The following is a 15,062-nucleotide window of genomic DNA, read 5'->3' on the forward strand; positions in this document are numbered from 1 at the left end:
CTAAATTCGAAACCGGCTAAAAAAACCGTCCCATACCCACGGGGTGGGCGGAAACGGCCTGTTCAACCAATCAAAATAAATTGGTATCAATAAACTTGGCACACTATTGAGTTCTCAAACAACAGACGCAATCCGAAAATACTCGGGAAAACAATGTTTTCCTTTTCTTCTTCGCTGCAATGATTTTATATCTTATTCCATTCCGGCGTTTTTTGCAATTCTCGGTTTCCCTCGTCGGGACCCCGTGAAAAGCGTTTTCCGCCGTTCCGGACCCAGCATCAACCGGAGTCTTTCCCACCGGCCCCGCGAAGGGCGCGCACTGGTTGGACTCTGTTTTTTGTTGGGGTTTGGCCGCCATGCTCGGGTGCTTTTCCAGCGTCCCGGCCGCGGCGACTCATGTAACTTTACACATCGCTTCCGGTCCTTGCAAACCGGTTCGAAGTGATCCGCCGCACAAGCTTCGGGACGCTTTTACTGTCCCCTGCCCTGCGGCCGATATGTCCATTCTAGGACTGGGCGGCAGCCCCTATGCAAGCCCGGAGCCGGTTTTCCTCGTCACATCCGGAGCCGCTGCGTGCGACTGGCGATAGAAGGGCGCCTTCGTCAGCTGCCCTTCCGAAGATAGGCAAGCTGTGCGGCCACCGAGAGTTCCGCCGCACGGCGAACGTTGGCCGGCACATCGGAGTAGACCAGGTCAGCGATCTCCCCCGCACCTGCACCCGGGCCGGCTTGTTCCAGAGCTGTCCGGATTTGTTCCAGACGCTCTTCGCGGTGGTCGCGGTAGGTCAGGACCAGGGAACTGAGGTCCGCCTGAACCGGTCCGTGTCCGGGAAGCACCATGGCCGGTCCAAGGCGAGAGAGCATATCCAGCGTGTCCAGATAATCGCCGAGGTTTCCGTCCGGGTAATCCAGCACGGTAGTCCCCCGCCCCAGGATGGTGTCCCCCGTCAGGACGGAACCGTTGGCGCCGTCGTCGGGAAGCCAGAAGCAGACCGAATCCGAGGTGTGGCCCGGAGCCGCAAGGACCCGGATGTCCACGCCTGCGGCCGAGATCTCTTCATCGGCAGTCAGCGGTTTGCCTGAAACGCAGAAAGCGGGATCAAACGCCCGCACCGGAGCTCCGGTCAGTTCTGCGAAACGTTTGCTGGCCTCCGTGTGGTCTAGGTGCCGGTGGGTGATGAGCACCAGCTCCACGGTTCCGGCCTCCGCGAGTGCCTGGAGGTGCCCTTCGTCCTGGGGGCCGGGGTCCACCACCACCGTGCTTCCGGATCCGGGGGCAGCCACAATGTAGCTGTTGGTACCGTCCAGCGACATGGGACCCGGGTTCGGCGCCAGCCTTACGCGGGTCAGGTCACTGCTGCGGACCACTCCGGATTCCGGAAGCATTGTCATGGTTTCCTAGGCCAGACGGGTCAGCCAGCCGTGGGTATCCTCCACGGTGCCGGTCTGGATGCCGAGCAGCTGCTCGCGAATGGACATGGTTACTTCTCCGGGCTTGGAATCCGCTGAGCCGATCACCTCATCCTCGGACTTCAGCTGGCCGATCGGTGTGATGACGGCGGCCGTGCCGCACGCGAACACTTCGGTGATGTCGCCGGAGGCAATGCCCTCGCGCCATTCATCCAGGGTGATCTTGCGTTCCTGGACGTCCATGCCTCGGTCGCGGCCCAGCTGCAGCACGGACGAGCGGGTAATGCCGTGCAGGATGGTGCCGGACAGGGCCGGCGTGACCAGGCGGCCGTCCTTGAAGACGAAGAAGACGTTCATGCCGCCCAGTTCTTCAACGGCGTTGTCATTGAATTCGTCCAGGAAGAGCACCTGCTTGCAGCCGTTCGCTTCGCCTTCCATCTGGGCAATGAGCGACGCCGCGTAGTTACCGCCGCACTTGGCTTCGCCTGTGCCGCCACGGCCTGCGCGGGCGTACTTGGTGGAGAGCCAGATGGATACGGGCTTCAGTTCCCCGCCGAAGTAGTTTCCGGCCGGGGAAGCAATGACGCGGTAGGACACCTCGCGGGCAGGACGCACGCCGAGGAAGGCCTCGGTGGCAATCATGAACGGCCGCAGGTACAGCGCGGCGCCCTCACCATCGGGGATCCAGTCCTTGTCCAGTGCCACCAGCTGGCGGATGGACTCCAGGAAAAGTTCCTCGGGCAGTTCCGGCAGGGCAAGCCGGCGGGCGGAAAGGTTCAAGCGGGCCGCATTGGCTTCCGGCCGGAAACTCACCACTGAACCGTCTGCATGGCGGTAAACCTTCAGGCCCTCGAAAATCTCCTGGCCGTAGTGCAGCACGCCGGCGGCAGGATCGATGGAGATGGGGCCGTAGGGCTCAATGCGCGCGTTCTGCCACCCCTGCTCACCAGATTCCCCCGCCTTCCAGTCAATGACGGCGGTGTGGTCGGTGAAGTAGTCGCCGAACCCGGGGTTTGCCAGGATGGCGGCACGCTCGGCGGCGGGCTTGGGATTGGTGGAAAGCTCCTGGGAAAATTCCAGTGCGCTGACGGTCATGATTCCTCCACTGTGAACGGCAAAAACCCGTTCTACGACTGCTTATTGGCTACCAACGAGCTTATGACACCGCGGCGGCGATGGCATCGCCGACCTCGGCGGTGCTACGCCGCGTTCCGTCCCGGCCGGAAAGATCCTTTTCCACTGCCCGCTCCACCTTGGCTGCTTCATCGTCGAAGCCCAGGTGCTGCAGCAGCAGGGCAGCCGAGAGGATGGCTGCCGTGGGATCGGCCTTTTGCTCACCGGCAATATCCGGTGCGGACCCGTGGACCGGCTCGAACATGGACGGGAAGGTGCGGTCCATGTTGATGTTCCCGGAGGCCGCCAGACCGATACCGCCGGTGATCGCAGCCGCCAGGTCCGTAATGATGTCGCCGAACAGGTTGTCGGTGACAATCACGTCGAACCGTGACGGATCGCTCACCATGAAAATGGTGGCAGCGTCTACGTGCAGATAGTCATGGGTGACCTCGGGGAACTCCTGCGCCACCTTCTCCACCGTGCGCTTCCAGAGCCGGCCGGCGTTCACCAGCACGTTGTGCTTGTGCACCAGGGTCAGGTGGCGGCGCGGCCGGGCGGCGGCCCGCTGGAAGGCATCGCGGACGACCCGTTCCACGCCGTAGGCGGTGTTCAGGGATACCTCGGTGGCGATTTCCTGCGGGGTTCCTTCCCGCAGCACTCCCCCGTTGCCGGCGTAGGGACCTTCGGTACCTTCGCGCACCACAATAAAGTCCACGTTTCCGGGGTCAGCCAGCGGGCCCTTCACTCCCGGGTACAGGCGGGAGGGCCGCAGGTTGACATAGTGGTCCAGGCTGAACCGCAGCTTCAGCAGCAGTTCGCGTTCAATCAGCCCGGAGGGGACGAGGGTGTCTCCGGGTGCGGCCCCTACGGCGCCGAACAGGATGGCGTCATGTTCCTTGAGTGCTTGCAGGGTGTGCTCGGGAAGGGTTTCCCCGGTTTCCAGCCAGTGCTCGGCCCCCAGCGGGTACTCCGTCAGCTCGAACCGGACGGGGCTGCCGCCGGTGACTGCCAGCAGCACCTTTACTGCTTCGGCCGTGACTTCGGGCCCAATCCCGTCTCCGGGGATAACGGCCAGGGAAATGGTTCGGGGTGTTTCTTCGCTCATGCTGCCCATCCTAGGAAACCGGTCCAGATACCGGGCAACCCGTCCCGCATCGTGGACACCCTCGCAGTAGTCCAGGAGTTCAGCCCGCAGTATGACGCGCGGATGCCCCGGACACCCCTACAGTTGGTTTCCATGCTCGTGCACCGACGACTCTATGCCTGGCTGCAGGCGAACCCCGGGAAAGTAAATCTCTGGCAGGCAATAGCTGCCGCACTCATCTTTGCCGTCCCCTTCCTGCTGGCTAGAGGAGGACAATACGTCGAGTTCTTCCTGTCCGCGGTCATCTGCATGAGCCTGGCCTGGCGCCGGAGCCATCCGGTGACGGCAGCCGCCGTCCAGGCTTGCGCCTGTGTCCTCCAGCTCTTCCTGGTCCCGGTCACCGGCCTGCCCGCAGACATCTTCGTGCTGGTCACCGTGTATTCCCTGGCAGTCTTTGCCCCGCGCTGGGCGAGTCTGGCCGGGCTGGCCCTGGCCATGATAGGCGGCGTGCTCTTTGTGCTGCAGTACTTCGTTGCCCCGGCCCTGAAAGGCGAGCTTCCGGGAACTACCGGGTTCGTCCCGATGGCCATCCTCGTCATCGCCATCGAAGCCGTGGTCCTGGTGGCGTGGACGTTCGGTGACCTCGCCCGCACCCGGCGTCTCGCGGTGCAGGCGCTCCAGGACCGTGCCCGCCGTTTGGAAATCGAACGCCAGCAGGAACGTGAACTCGCCGCCGCCGATGAACGCAGCCACATCGCCCGTGAAATGCACGACATCGTGGCGCACTCACTCTCCGTAATCATCACCCAGGCCGACGGCGCCCGGTATGCGAGCGCCGAGGACCCGGAGATCGCACCGAAGACACTGGGCGTGATTGCCGAAACCGGCCGAAGTTCCCTGCGGGAGATGCGCCGCCTGCTTGGCGTATTGCGGGGCGACGAAGCCGCTTCCACCCGTCCCCTCCCTTCTCTGGCCGATATGGAGGAACTGCTGGAGTCCGTCAAACGGAGCGGACTGGACACCGCCCTCAGCATCACGGGAACGCCGCGGCGCCCCTTGCCGCCCGGCGCGGAGCTGACCGCCTACCGCGTGATCCAGGAATCCCTCACGAACGTACTCAAACACGCAGGACCGAAGGCGAGCGCGAAGATAGCCCTGCACTGGACTCCTGCCGGACTGAAACTGGGCGTCCTCGACGACGGGCTGGGCGCGGCGTCGGCGCTGCACGACGACGGCGCCGGGCAGGGCATCAGGGGCATGGCCGAGCGGCTGTCCCTCTACGATGGAACGTTGAAGGCCGCCCCTGCGGCCGGCGGAGGATTCCGCGTTGAAGCATTCATTCCCTACACGGAGGCCTAGCACCAGTGCCGGATTCCCCCTGGACGGCAGCGTCCGACCCGTCCATCCAGCCCGCAGCCCCCATCCGGGTACTCCTCGTGGATGACCAGCAGCTGGTGCGCGGCGGTTTCCGGATGCTGATCAATTCCCAGCCGGACCTCAAGGTTGTTGCCGAAGCCGGTAACGGACGCGAGGCGCTGGCTGCGCTGTCAGCCGTGTCCGCCGACGTCGTACTGATGGACGTACGTATGCCCGGCATGGACGGCATCGAAGCCACCTCCCGGATTCTGGACTCGGACAACGGCAGCGGACCGAAGGTGGTAGTCCTGACCACCTTCGACCTGGACGAATACGCGCTCACCGCCATCCACGCAGGGGCCAGCGGTTTCCTGCTGAAGGACGCACCGCCCGAGGAACTCCTGGAGGCTATCCGGACCGTGTACCGCGGGGACGCCGTGATTGCACCGTCAACCACGCGCCGCCTGCTGGACCATGTCGCTCCCCTGCTGCGCACGGCCGGCGCTCCGGGCAGCCGGCATGCCGACGCCGTCGCTTCCCTGACCCCCCGCGAACACGAGGTGTTCACCCTGATTGCGCAGGGCCTGTCCAATCCGGAAATCGCGGCGAAGCTGTACCTGTCCGAAGCCACCGTGAAAACCCATGTGGGCCATATCCTGGCCAAGCTGGAGGCCCGGGACCGGGTACAGGCAGTAGTCATTGCCTACGAGACGGGGATTGTCGCACCCTAGGGACATGGTCACGGTCGACGACGTTCGCTCCATCTGCCTCTCCCTCCCCGGTGTGACCGAGCGCCTGAGCTGGAAACAGCCGGCCTGGTTTGCCCGTACCCTGATGGCACGGATGTGGGAGGAAAACGTCCTGACCGTGAAGAGCGCCGAACGCGAGGCGCTGGCGGCGCTGCAGCCGGACCTATTTTATTGGACGCCGCACCACGACCGGTCCCCCTTGCTCCTCCTGGCCCGGTTGCAGCACCTGCCCCCGGACGAACTATCCGAATTGCTCCAGGAGTCCTACCGGCTGGCCGGGCCGCTTCCACCCACGGTATGAGACACGGCGGAGAAGGACCCGCCTGCCCTCCGATGTGGGCACCCCTGGCTGATCCATACTCTGGCGGTATGACATCACTTGCACAGCATTCCCCTGCGGCCGGCGCCGGAAAACCGCGTCTTGCCGCCGCCGCCCAGCTCCTGAACAAGACCTACGGAACCGGTGACACCCGCGTCCATGCACTGAAGGATGTGGACGTAAGCTTCGAAACCGGTACCTTCACGGCAATCATGGGCCCCTCCGGCTCCGGAAAATCCACCTTGATGCACTGTCTGGCGGGCCTGGACTCTGCGGACTCGGGCCGTATCTGGGTAGGCGGCACCGAAATCACCGGGCTGAAGGACGCCGATCTCACCCGCCTGCGCCGCGACAGCGTGGGGTTTGTTTTCCAGTCCTTCAACCTGGTGCCCACCCTGACCGCGGAGCAGAACATTACGCTGCCGGTATCCCTGGCCAGCGGCACCGTGGACCGCGAATGGCTGGACTTCATCACGGAGACCCTGGGACTCCGGGACCGGCTCCGGCACCGCCCGCATGAGCTTTCCGGCGGACAGCAGCAGCGCGTCGCCGTCGCCCGCGCCCTGCTGACCCGCCCGCACGTGCTCTTCGGCGATGAGCCCACCGGCAACCTGGATTCCAAGTCCGGCGCCGAAGTACTCTCACTCCTCCGCCGCTCCACCAAGGAGTTCGGCCAGAGCATCATCATGGTCACCCATGACCCCGTGGCCGCTTCCTACGCGGACCGGGTGGTCCTGATGAACGACGGCGAGCTGGTCGGGGAACTGGTGCAGCCGACCCCCGAGTCCGTGCTCGCCGCCCTCACCCAGCTGGGGGCATAAGCATGCTGCAGGTAGCCCTGGCGCAGGTGCGCCTGAATGCCCGGCGGTTCATCGCCGTTTCCCTGGCGGTGCTGATTGCCGTCGGCTTCCTCACCGCAACCCTCATCATCAATTCCTCGTCCAAGGCCTCACTGACGCAGAGCGTTGGCGAGGCGTACCGGAACGCGGATCTGCTCGTTACCGGCGATATGTACAGCGCGGATGCCGCCGTATTGGATGAAGACACCGCGGCCTTGGTCCGCGACACCCCCGGCGTGGACGGCGTCTACGCCGCCCGGCAGGCCTTCGTCACCTTCGGCGAGGACCGGGACAGCAATTTCGCCCAGCTGGGCAACACCTCCGACTACGCCGACCTCTTCCCGGTGGAAGTGCTGCAGGGCACGCTGCCCATTGCGGACAACGAAGTGGCCGTGGACAAGGACACCGCGGAGCGCCACGAGCTGGCCGAGGGATCGGTACTGCCCCTGACCGCCTTTATCGATGACCCGACAGGTGAGCAGCATATGGCCGAGCTGACGGTCACGGCTTTGGTGTCCCCGTCCAAGGATCCCCGGATCATGGGGACCCCGCAGCTGTATTCAACCTCCGCCACGGTGGCGGGGTTCGCCGAGCCGGAGTCCGGTTTCAGCAGTATCCAGGTGGCATTGGCAGACGGTGCCGCGGTGGGCGACGTCCGCGCAGCGCTCCAGCAGGACGTGAGCGGTTTGGAGGGTGTGTACGTCCGCACCGCGCAGGAGCAGACGGACGAAATGGTTGCTTCCTACACCGGAGGGGAAGATATCCTCACCACGATCCTGCTGGCCTTCGCTGCCGTGGCGCTGCTGGTCTGTGCCCTGGTGGTCTCCAATACCTTCTCGGTGCTGGTGGCCCAGCGCACCCGGGAGCTCGCCCTTCTCCGATGCATTGGCGCCGCCCGTTCACAGATCCGCCGCTCCGTCATCGTGGAAGCACTGATCGTTGGCATCGTGGCCTCAGTGGCCGGAGTCCTCGCAGCCATTGCACTCATTGGCGGCATTGTCGCCTACCTGAAGAACATTCCGGAGAGCGGCTTCGCAACCCTGGCGGTCTCCCCGCTGTCCGTCATCGCCGGACTGGGCGTCGGCATCGCGCTGACCGTCCTGGCGTCGCTGGTTCCGGCACGCGCCGCCACAGCCGTTGCACCCCTTGCAGCCCTGCGTCCGGCCGACGACGTCCGCGCCGGGACTCGACGTGGACATGTCCGTCTGGGTATCGGGTTGGTGCTGCTGGCCGGCGGCGCTGCGCTGCTGGCTGCAGGCGCGGTGAAAGGCAACCTGCTCATTGCCTTGCCCGGCGGCATGCTCAGCTTCGTGGGTGTGCTGATGTGCGCCACCCTCTTTGTTCCATCCCTGGTGCGTACCGTCGGCAGGATCGCGGCGCCGTTGGGTGTGCCGGGCAAGCTGGCGGCACTCAATGCCGTCCGCAACCCCCAGCGCACCTCCGCCACCTCCTCCGCCCTGCTGATCGGCGTCACCCTGGTGACCATGATGATGACCGGCGCTGCCACCGTCCGGACCTCCCTTGACGACGTGCTGGCGGCGGAGTACCCGGTGGACGTCAGCATCGACGGTCCCACCGACGTGCCGCCTTTTACTTCCGCAGACGTCAAGGCGGCACGTGCCGTGCAGGGTGTGCAGGAAGCGGTGCTGGTCCCTACGGCCGGCATGACCGAGACGGAATACGGACCGTACGGTGTGTATGCCCTCGACCCTGCCGACGCTGCGAAGGTACTCCATGATTCAGCCCTGGCGCTGGAGGCCGGCGTCATTCTGATGCCGCAGGGAACCACGGAGGAAACCCTGACGGTTCAGGGGGCGGCCAAGAGCGTCGAGCTGAAGGTGGTGGTCTCGGACAGCCGCCAGCTGAAGCCGCTGATCAGCAGCGAGACTGCTGAAACCCTGGGCGGTATGCCGGCCGCGGCAGCGGAAGACATGTATCCCCCGCAGCCGCAGCTGTGGCTGACTGTGACGGACGGCTTGAACACCAACGAGCTGATGGACCTGCGTACCGATCTAGCCGCGGCGCTGGACGTGGACGACTACCAGGTTTCAGGTTCGGCCATTGAGCGGGGTGCTTTTGAGCAGGTCATCAATGTCCTGCTGATGGTGGTCACCGGGCTGCTGGGAGTGGCAGTGGTGATTGCCCTGGTGGGTGTGGCCAACACCCTCTCCCTGTCTGTCCTGGAACGCACCCGGGAATCCTCGTTGCTGCGCGCACTCGGCCTGACCCGCGGCCAGCTGCGCGGCATGCTCGCACTGGAAGCCGTGCTGATTGCCGGGGTGGCTGCCCTGATGGGCAGCATCCTGGGCTCGCTCTACGGCTGGCTGGGAGCGGAATCCGCACTGGGTTCCTTCACCACCGTGGCACTGTCGCTGCCCTGGCTGCAGCTGCTCGCGGTCCTGGCCGTCGCGCTCCTGGCCGGACTCGCTGCCTCGGTGCTGCCTGCCCGCCGCGCGGCACGGCTCTCCCCCGTGGCCGGGCTGGCAGCGGACTAGCTCCTCGCGGTCCGGGCGCCGATCTGCAAGGATATTGACAGGATGAATTACTAAGCAGGCTGATTTCAGCCGGCACCACTGGATGCATCCGGACGACGTGAGGAGAGCATATGCAGCAGTCCCAGACGGAACATGAATCACTGGCGGCCTACCTTGATGACCATCTGGTCGGGGCAGAGACGGGCGTCCGTCTTTTCACCGCCGCACAGCGCACCTGGGAGGGGTCGCCCTATGAGGAAACCTTCGCGCGGCTCGCGGAAGAAATTTCGGACGAACGCGACGAACTGGAATCCCTGATCCACGCGCTGGGCTATTCGCGCAGCAAGCTGAAGGCGGCTGCGGCCATGGTGGGGGCCGCGGCCGGCAAGCTGGGTCCGCTGAATCCGCTCAGCACCGGCGGCGGCGCCACAGGACAGCTGGAATTGGAGTCCCTGCAGTCACTGGTGCGGATGAAGGAATCCCTGTGGCGGACCCTGCTGGTGCTTTCGGCCAAGGACCACCGGTTCAACACGGCCCGCCTGCAGGAACTCACGGAAACCGCCCGCCGGCAGCAGGAGGATGTAGCCGGCGTGATGGAGCAGACGGCCGCGCAGCGGTTCCTCGGCTCCGCCGGATCCGCCTGACCTGCTCAGTAGAACAAAAACACCCCCGGCAATCTGCCGGGGGTGTTTTGCTGTCGCGGCCTATTCGGCCGGTTCTTCGTACTTCGGGAAGATGGGCGTCGGAGCCGGCAGCGGGGTACCCGGCACCAGCGGCGCGGCGATCGCACTGAACTGCCGGGCGGCGTCGTCGTCCTGGCCCAGGACCGTGAGCAGCTTAGCCGCGCTGCCCGGCATCACCGGCTGGATCAGGATAGCTACGATGCGCAGCACCTCCAGCGTTACGTAGAGCACGGTGTTCATGCGCTCGACGTCGGTCTTCCGCAGCACCCACGGTGCCTGATCGGCGAAGTAGGCGTTGGTGTCGCCGAGGACCTTCCACGTGGCTTCCAGCGCGCCGTGGAAATCCTGGACTTCGTACGCTTCACGGGAAATCTGCAGGAGGTTTCCGGCTGCCTCCAACAGGGCAGTGTCCTCCGGCGTGAAGACACCGGGCTGCGGTACCGCTGCTCCGCAGTTCTTGGCCACCATGGACAGGGAGCGCTGGGCGAGGTTGCCCAGGTTGTTGGCGAGGTCGGAGTTCATCCGGCCGACGACGGCGTCGTGGTTGTACGAGCCGTCCGCACCGAAGGGGACCTCGCGCAGCAGGAAGAACCGGACCGAGTCCAGGCCGTACTGCTCGGCCCACTGCTTCGGTGCCACCACGTTGCCCAGCGACTTGGACATCTTGACGCCCTTGTTGTGCAGGAAGCCGTGGATCATGATCCGCTTCGGCAGTTCCAGCTTCGCGGACATCAGGAATGCCGGCCAGAAAATGGCGTGGAAGCGGGAAATGTCCTTACCGATCACGTGCACATCGGCGGGCCAGTACTTCTTGAAGGCTTCACTTTCGGTATCCGGGAAGCCGACGCCGGTGAGGTAGTTGGTCAGCGCGTCCACCCAGACGTACATCACATGGTCCGGGTTGCCCGGCACCGGGACGCCCCAGTCGAAGGTGGTGCGGGAAATGGAGAGGTCTTCCAGGCCGCCCTTGACGAAGCTGATGACCTCGTTGAACCTCGAGCGCGGGGCCGCGAAGTCCGGCTGCGCCTCGTACAGGGCCAGCAGCTTGTCCTGGTAGGCGGAGAGGCGGAAGAAGTAGCTTTCCTCTTCCGTCCAGGTCACCTCGGTGTCGGTTTCCTTGGAGTAACGGACGCCGTCCTCGCGGACTTCGGTCTCGTCCTCGGTGTAGTACGCCTCATCCCGGACGGAGTACCAGCCGGAGTACTTGGAGAGGTAGATGTCCCCGTTGTCCTCCATCCGCTTCCAGATGGCCTGGGCGGCGGCGTAGTGGTCCGCGTCGGTGGTACGGATGAACCGGTCATAGGAGGTTCCCATGTCCGCTTCCATCTGCTTGAAGGCGGCGGAGTTGCGGTCCGCAAGTTCCTTGGCGGTAACGCCTTCCTTGTCCGCGGACTGCTGCATCTTCAGGCCGTGCTCGTCCGTGCCCGTCATAAAGAACACGTCGTAGCCGTCCAGGCGCTTGAAGCGGGCCATGGCGTCCGTGGCGATGTGTTCGTAGGCGTGCCCGATGTGGGGTTCGCCGTTGGGGTAGGAGATGGCCGTGGTGATGTAGAACGGGGTCTTGGAATCGGAAGAAGTCACATAAGAAAATTACCCTGTTTTACCCGCCGGTGTCGCTTTGGGGCAGTCCGGGTCCGAAAGCGAGAAGGCCGGCCCCCTCAGGGGACCGGCCTTCCGGCGGTACTGTCCTGCCCTGCGGACAGCGGCTGTGCTGCTAGTCCTGCAGGTCAACCTCGCGGGCCACGCTGGCGCCGATTTCGAGCTTCAGCGCTTCCAGCACGTCCTGCGGTACCGAGGAATCCACGGTCAGCAGCGACAGGGCCTGGCCGCCCTCAGAGTTGCGGGCCACCTGCATGCCGGCAATGTTGATGTTCTTTTCACCAAGGACCCGGCCCAGGGCGCCGATGACGCCGGGACGGTCCTGGTAGAGCAGCACCACCAGGTGCTCGCTGATGGGGATTTCGAGGTCGTACCCGTTTACGCCCACGAGCTTCTGGATCTGCTTGGGGCCCGTAAGGGTGCCGGCCACTTCCAGCCGGGTGCCGTCCGACAGGGCGCCGCGGATGGTCAGCAGGTTGCGGTAGTCGTCCACGTCCGGGGTGGTCAGCAGCCGGACCTCGATGCCGCGCTGTTCGGCGAGGACCGGAGCATTCACGTAGGAAACCTGCTCGGACACGATGTCCGTGAAGATGCCCTTCAGCGCCGCCAGCTCCAGTGCCTTCACGTCGAGGGCGGCGATTTCTCCGGCTACCTCGATGTCGATGGCGGTCACGGAATCGGAGGCCAGGGCGGTGAAGATCCGGCCCAGCTTTTCGATCAGCGGGATGCCCGGCCGGACGTCCTCGGCAATGACCCCGCCGGCCACGTTCACGGCGTCGGGCACCAGTTCCCCGGCCAGCGCCAGGCGGACGGACTTCGCCACCGAGATGCCGGCCTTTTCCTGCGCTTCGGCGGTGGAGGCGCCCAGGTGCGGGGTGACCACCACGTTGTCCAGCGCGAAGAAGGGCAGGTCGGTGCTGGGTTCCTTGACGAACACATCGACGCCGGCGCCGGCGATCTTTCCTGCCTGCAGCGCCTCAAACAGGGCTGCTTCGTCCACGAGTCCGCCGCGGGCCACGTTCACCACGTAAGCGGTGTCCTTCATCTTCTCGAACGCCTCGGCGCCGAGCATGCCCAGGGTTTCGGGGGTCTTGGGCATGTGGATGGTGACGAAGTCGGACTCGGCGAGCAGCTCGTCGAGGGACACCAGCCGGACATTCAGCTGGGCGGCGCGGGCGGACGTGACGTACGGGTCATAGGCGAGGATCTCGGTGCCGAAACCCTGCATCCGGGCGGCCACCAGTGCGCCGATGCGGCCCAGTCCGATGATGCCGATCTTCTTTTCGAACAGTTCGGTTCCGCTGTACTTGGAGCGCTTCCATTCGCCGTTCTTCAGGGCGGCGCTGGCCTGCGGGATGTTCCGGGCCAGGGACACGATGTGCCCCACCGTAAGTTCCGCCGCAGAAATGATGTTCGACGTCGGCGCGTTGACCACCATCACGCCGGCCTGCGTGGCCGCCTTGATATCCACGTTGTCCAGGCCCACGCCCGCCCGGGCAATAACCTTGAGGTTCTTGGCGGCGGCGATCGCCTCGGCGTCCACCTGCGTGGCGGACCGCACGAGGATGGCGTCGACGTCGGCAATCGCGGACAGGAGCTGGGATCGGTCGGCGCCGTCGGTGGTCCGGATATCGAAATCGGGGCCCAGGGCCTCGACGGTGGCGGGCGAGAGTTCCTCCGCAAGGAGTACGACTGGTTTGGTGGCAGACACCGATGACCTCTTTACACTTGGAAGATTTCTTTGCATTGGGAGATTGTGTTGGGGGTTTTCACGCAGGAGGCCGGACCCGTGGGGCCCGGCCTCCTTGCCGATCAGGCTTGCTTTTCGAGCTTAGCGCGCAGGACTAGCGGGCGACCGAGCCCTCGGTGTAATCGTCGTCGTTCTTGATCCAGGAGAAGAGCTTGCGCAGTTCGCGGCCGGTGGATTCGATGGGGTGGTCCTCGCCCTTCTTGCGCAGTGCCTTGAACTCGGGGGCGCCGGCGTCCTGGTCATCGATGAAGCGCTTGGCGAAGGCACCGTTCTGGATGTCCGCCAGGACGGCCTTCATGTTTTCCTTCACGTGCTCGTCGATGACGCGCGGGCCGGAGACGTAGTCGCCGTATTCGGCGGTGTCCGAGACGCTCCAGCGCTGCTTGGCAATGCCGCCTTCGACCATCAGGTCCACGATCAGCTTCAGTTCGTGCAGCACCTCGAAGTACGCGACCTCCGGCTGGTAGCCGGCCTCGGTCAGGGTTTCGAAGCCGTACTGGATCAACTGCGACGCACCGCCGCAGAGCACTGCCTGCTCGCCGAAGAGGTCCGTTTCCGTTTCTTCGGTGAAGGTGGTTTCGATGACACCGGCGCGGGTGCCGCCGATGGCCTTGGCATAGGACAGGGCCAGTTCCTTGGCGGTTCCGGAGGGGTTCTGCTCGACGGCGATCAGGTCCGGGACGCCGCGGCCGGCTTCGAATTCGCGGCGCACAATGTGGCCCGGGCCCTTGGGTGCCACGAGCGCGACGTCGACGTCGGCCGGCGGCTGGATGTAGCCGTAGCGGATGTTGAAGCCGTGGCCGAAGAACAGGGCGTCGCCGGCCTGCAGGTTCGGGGCGATTTCCTCTGAGTAGACGAAACGCTGCACCTGGTCAGGCGTCAGCACCATGATCAGGTCCGCTTCGGCGACGGCGTCCGCCACGTTCAGCACCCGCAGGCCCTCGGCCTCGGCCTTGGCACGCGAGGCGGAACCTTCCTTGAGCCCCACGCGGACGTCCACGCCGGAGTCGCGCAGGCTGAGGGCGTGGGCGTGGCCCTGGCTTCCGTAGCCGATGACGGCGACGGTACGGCCCTGGATGATCGACAGGTCAGCGTCGTCGTCGTAATACATGTCAGTCACTTTGGTTATCTCCTACTGGTTTCTAAGGACAAGGGTCTGTGGTGGAACTCAGGCGCTGCGCAGCGCGCGGTCGCTCATGGATTTTGATCCGCGGGCAACGGCCAGGGTTCCGGATTGGACTATTTCGCGGATGCCGAAGGGCTCAAGCACCGAGAGCAGTGCGTTGAGCTTGTCGGCGGTGCCTGTTGCCTCGACGATGAGCGAGTCGGTGGAGACATCCACTATCGAGGCGCGGAACAGCTCGGCTGCCTGGGTTACCTGCAGCCGGGTTGCGGCATCCGCGCGGACCTTGACCAGGATGTGGTCCCGCTGCACGGAAGAATCTGGAACCAGCTCGACAATCTTGATGACGTTGATGAGCTTGTTCAGCTGTTTGGTGACCTGCTCGAGCAGGTCGCCCTCGGCGTCGACCACCACGGTGATGCGGGACATGCCCGGCACCTCCGAAGGGCCCACGGCGAGCGAATTGATGTTGAATGCCCGGCGGGCGAACAACGAGGCGACCCGGGTCAGCACGCCGGGAACATCTTCTACCAGCACGGAAAGGGTGTGGCGGGCCATGT

The 15,062-nt window shown here is 64.8% G+C and carries 13 protein-coding genes; 6 read left to right on the top strand and 7 right to left on the bottom strand.

All coding sequences use genetic code 11. The features are described 5' to 3' along the window. Nucleotides 1-603: 603 nt before the first annotated feature. The 3 genes from LOC56_RS00005 to LOC56_RS00015 form a co-directional block, all read right to left on the bottom strand. Nucleotides 604-1,392, bottom strand: a complete 789-nt coding sequence (locus LOC56_RS00005) for an MBL fold metallo-hydrolase (RefSeq protein ID WP_229949372.1) — start codon at nt 1,390-1,392, stop codon at nt 604-606. A gap of 6 nt (nt 1,393-1,398) precedes the next feature. Continuing rightward, a complete protein-coding gene (locus tag LOC56_RS00010) occupies nt 1,399-2,505 on the bottom strand; it encodes a branched-chain amino acid aminotransferase (RefSeq protein ID WP_229949374.1) in 1,107 nt (368 codons plus the stop codon). A 61-nt stretch (nt 2,506-2,566) separates the two neighbouring features. Further along, a complete protein-coding gene (locus tag LOC56_RS00015) occupies nt 2,567-3,631 on the bottom strand; it encodes a 3-isopropylmalate dehydrogenase (protein WP_229949375.1) in 1,065 nt (354 codons plus the stop codon). Between the two features lie 132 nt (nt 3,632-3,763). Between LOC56_RS00015 and LOC56_RS00020 the strand changes: the two genes are divergently transcribed. The 6 genes from LOC56_RS00020 (at nt 3,764) to LOC56_RS00045 (ending at nt 9,991) form a co-directional block, all read left to right on the top strand. Next, a complete protein-coding gene (locus tag LOC56_RS00020) occupies nt 3,764-4,969 on the top strand; it encodes a sensor histidine kinase (protein ID WP_229949377.1) in 1,206 nt (401 codons plus the stop codon). A gap of 44 nt (nt 4,970-5,013) precedes the next feature. After that, nucleotides 5,014-5,697 carry a response regulator transcription factor gene (locus LOC56_RS00025; RefSeq protein WP_331460884.1) on the top strand — a complete coding sequence of 228 codons (684 nt, stop codon included), beginning with the start codon at nt 5,014-5,016 and terminating at the stop codon, nt 5,695-5,697. Nucleotides 5,698-5,701: 4 nt separating this feature from the next. Further along, nucleotides 5,702-6,016 (top strand): MmcQ/YjbR family DNA-binding protein, encoded by a 315-nt coding sequence (locus tag LOC56_RS00030; RefSeq protein WP_229949381.1) that lies wholly within the window; start codon nt 5,702-5,704, stop codon nt 6,014-6,016. A gap of 68 nt (nt 6,017-6,084) precedes the next feature. Next, nucleotides 6,085-6,855 carry an ABC transporter ATP-binding protein gene (locus LOC56_RS00035; protein ID WP_229949383.1) on the top strand — a complete coding sequence of 257 codons (771 nt, stop codon included), beginning with the start codon at nt 6,085-6,087 and terminating at the stop codon, nt 6,853-6,855. Nucleotides 6,856-6,857: 2 nt separating this feature from the next. Then, a complete protein-coding gene (locus LOC56_RS00040) occupies nt 6,858-9,368 on the top strand; it encodes an ABC transporter permease (RefSeq protein WP_229949385.1) in 2,511 nt (836 codons plus the stop codon). 110 nt (nt 9,369-9,478) lie between these two features. After that, nucleotides 9,479-9,991 (top strand): hypothetical protein, encoded by a 513-nt coding sequence (locus LOC56_RS00045; protein ID WP_229949387.1) that lies wholly within the window; start codon nt 9,479-9,481, stop codon nt 9,989-9,991. A 60-nt stretch (nt 9,992-10,051) separates the two neighbouring features. Here the strand turns inward: LOC56_RS00045 and metG are convergent, their stop codons facing one another. The 4 genes from metG to ilvN all read right to left on the bottom strand — a co-directional run bounded on the left by metG (nt 10,052) and on the right by ilvN (nt 15,060). Further along, nucleotides 10,052-11,611, bottom strand: coding sequence for a methionine--tRNA ligase (gene metG, locus LOC56_RS00050; RefSeq protein ID WP_229949389.1), 1,560 nt, complete (start codon nt 11,609-11,611; stop codon nt 10,052-10,054). A 133-nt stretch (nt 11,612-11,744) separates the two neighbouring features. After that, the gene (serA, locus tag LOC56_RS00055; RefSeq protein ID WP_442860029.1) at nt 11,745-13,376 is read right to left on the bottom strand and encodes a phosphoglycerate dehydrogenase; all 1,632 of its coding nucleotides are present in this window, start codon (nt 13,374-13,376) and stop codon (nt 11,745-11,747) included. Nucleotides 13,377-13,473: 97 nt separating this feature from the next. Further along, nucleotides 13,474-14,499, bottom strand: coding sequence for a ketol-acid reductoisomerase (gene ilvC, locus LOC56_RS00060; protein ID WP_229949392.1), 1,026 nt, complete (start codon nt 14,497-14,499; stop codon nt 13,474-13,476). Nucleotides 14,500-14,547: 48 nt separating this feature from the next. After that, nucleotides 14,548-15,060 carry an acetolactate synthase small subunit gene (gene ilvN, locus LOC56_RS00065; RefSeq protein ID WP_227918205.1) on the bottom strand — a complete coding sequence of 171 codons (513 nt, stop codon included), beginning with the start codon at nt 15,058-15,060 and terminating at the stop codon, nt 14,548-14,550. Nucleotides 15,061-15,062 lie beyond the last annotated feature (2 nt).

Source organism: Arthrobacter sp. zg-Y179, assembly GCF_020907345.1.
In the GTDB taxonomy this organism is placed as follows: domain Bacteria; phylum Actinomycetota; class Actinomycetes; order Actinomycetales; family Micrococcaceae; genus Arthrobacter_B; species Arthrobacter_B jinronghuae.

Excerpts from the sequence above, each read along its gene's own strand:
- LOC56_RS00030 (WP_229949381.1), top strand. The coding sequence starts at position 5,702 with ATGGTCACGGTCGACGACGTTCGCTCCATCTGCCTCTCCCTCCCCGGT.
- LOC56_RS00015 (WP_229949375.1), bottom strand. The coding sequence starts at position 3,631 with ATGAGCGAAGAAACACCCCGAACCATTTCCCTGGCCGTTATCCCCGGA.
- LOC56_RS00005 (WP_229949372.1), bottom strand. The coding sequence starts at position 1,392 with ATGACAATGCTTCCGGAATCCGGAGTGGTCCGCAGCAGTGACCTGACC.
- LOC56_RS00035 (WP_229949383.1), top strand. The coding sequence starts at position 6,085 with ATGACATCACTTGCACAGCATTCCCCTGCGGCCGGCGCCGGAAAACCG.
- LOC56_RS00010 (WP_229949374.1), bottom strand. The coding sequence starts at position 2,505 with ATGACCGTCAGCGCACTGGAATTTTCCCAGGAGCTTTCCACCAATCCC.
- ilvN (WP_227918205.1), bottom strand. The coding sequence starts at position 15,060 with ATGGCCCGCCACACCCTTTCCGTGCTGGTAGAAGATGTTCCCGGCGTG.
- LOC56_RS00040 (WP_229949385.1), top strand. The coding sequence starts at position 6,858 with ATGCTGCAGGTAGCCCTGGCGCAGGTGCGCCTGAATGCCCGGCGGTTC.
- serA (WP_442860029.1), bottom strand. The coding sequence starts at position 13,376 with ATGCAAAGAAATCTTCCAAGTGTAAAGAGGTCATCGGTGTCTGCCACC.
- LOC56_RS00045 (WP_229949387.1), top strand. The coding sequence starts at position 9,479 with ATGCAGCAGTCCCAGACGGAACATGAATCACTGGCGGCCTACCTTGAT.
- LOC56_RS00020 (WP_229949377.1), top strand. The coding sequence starts at position 3,764 with ATGCTCGTGCACCGACGACTCTATGCCTGGCTGCAGGCGAACCCCGGG.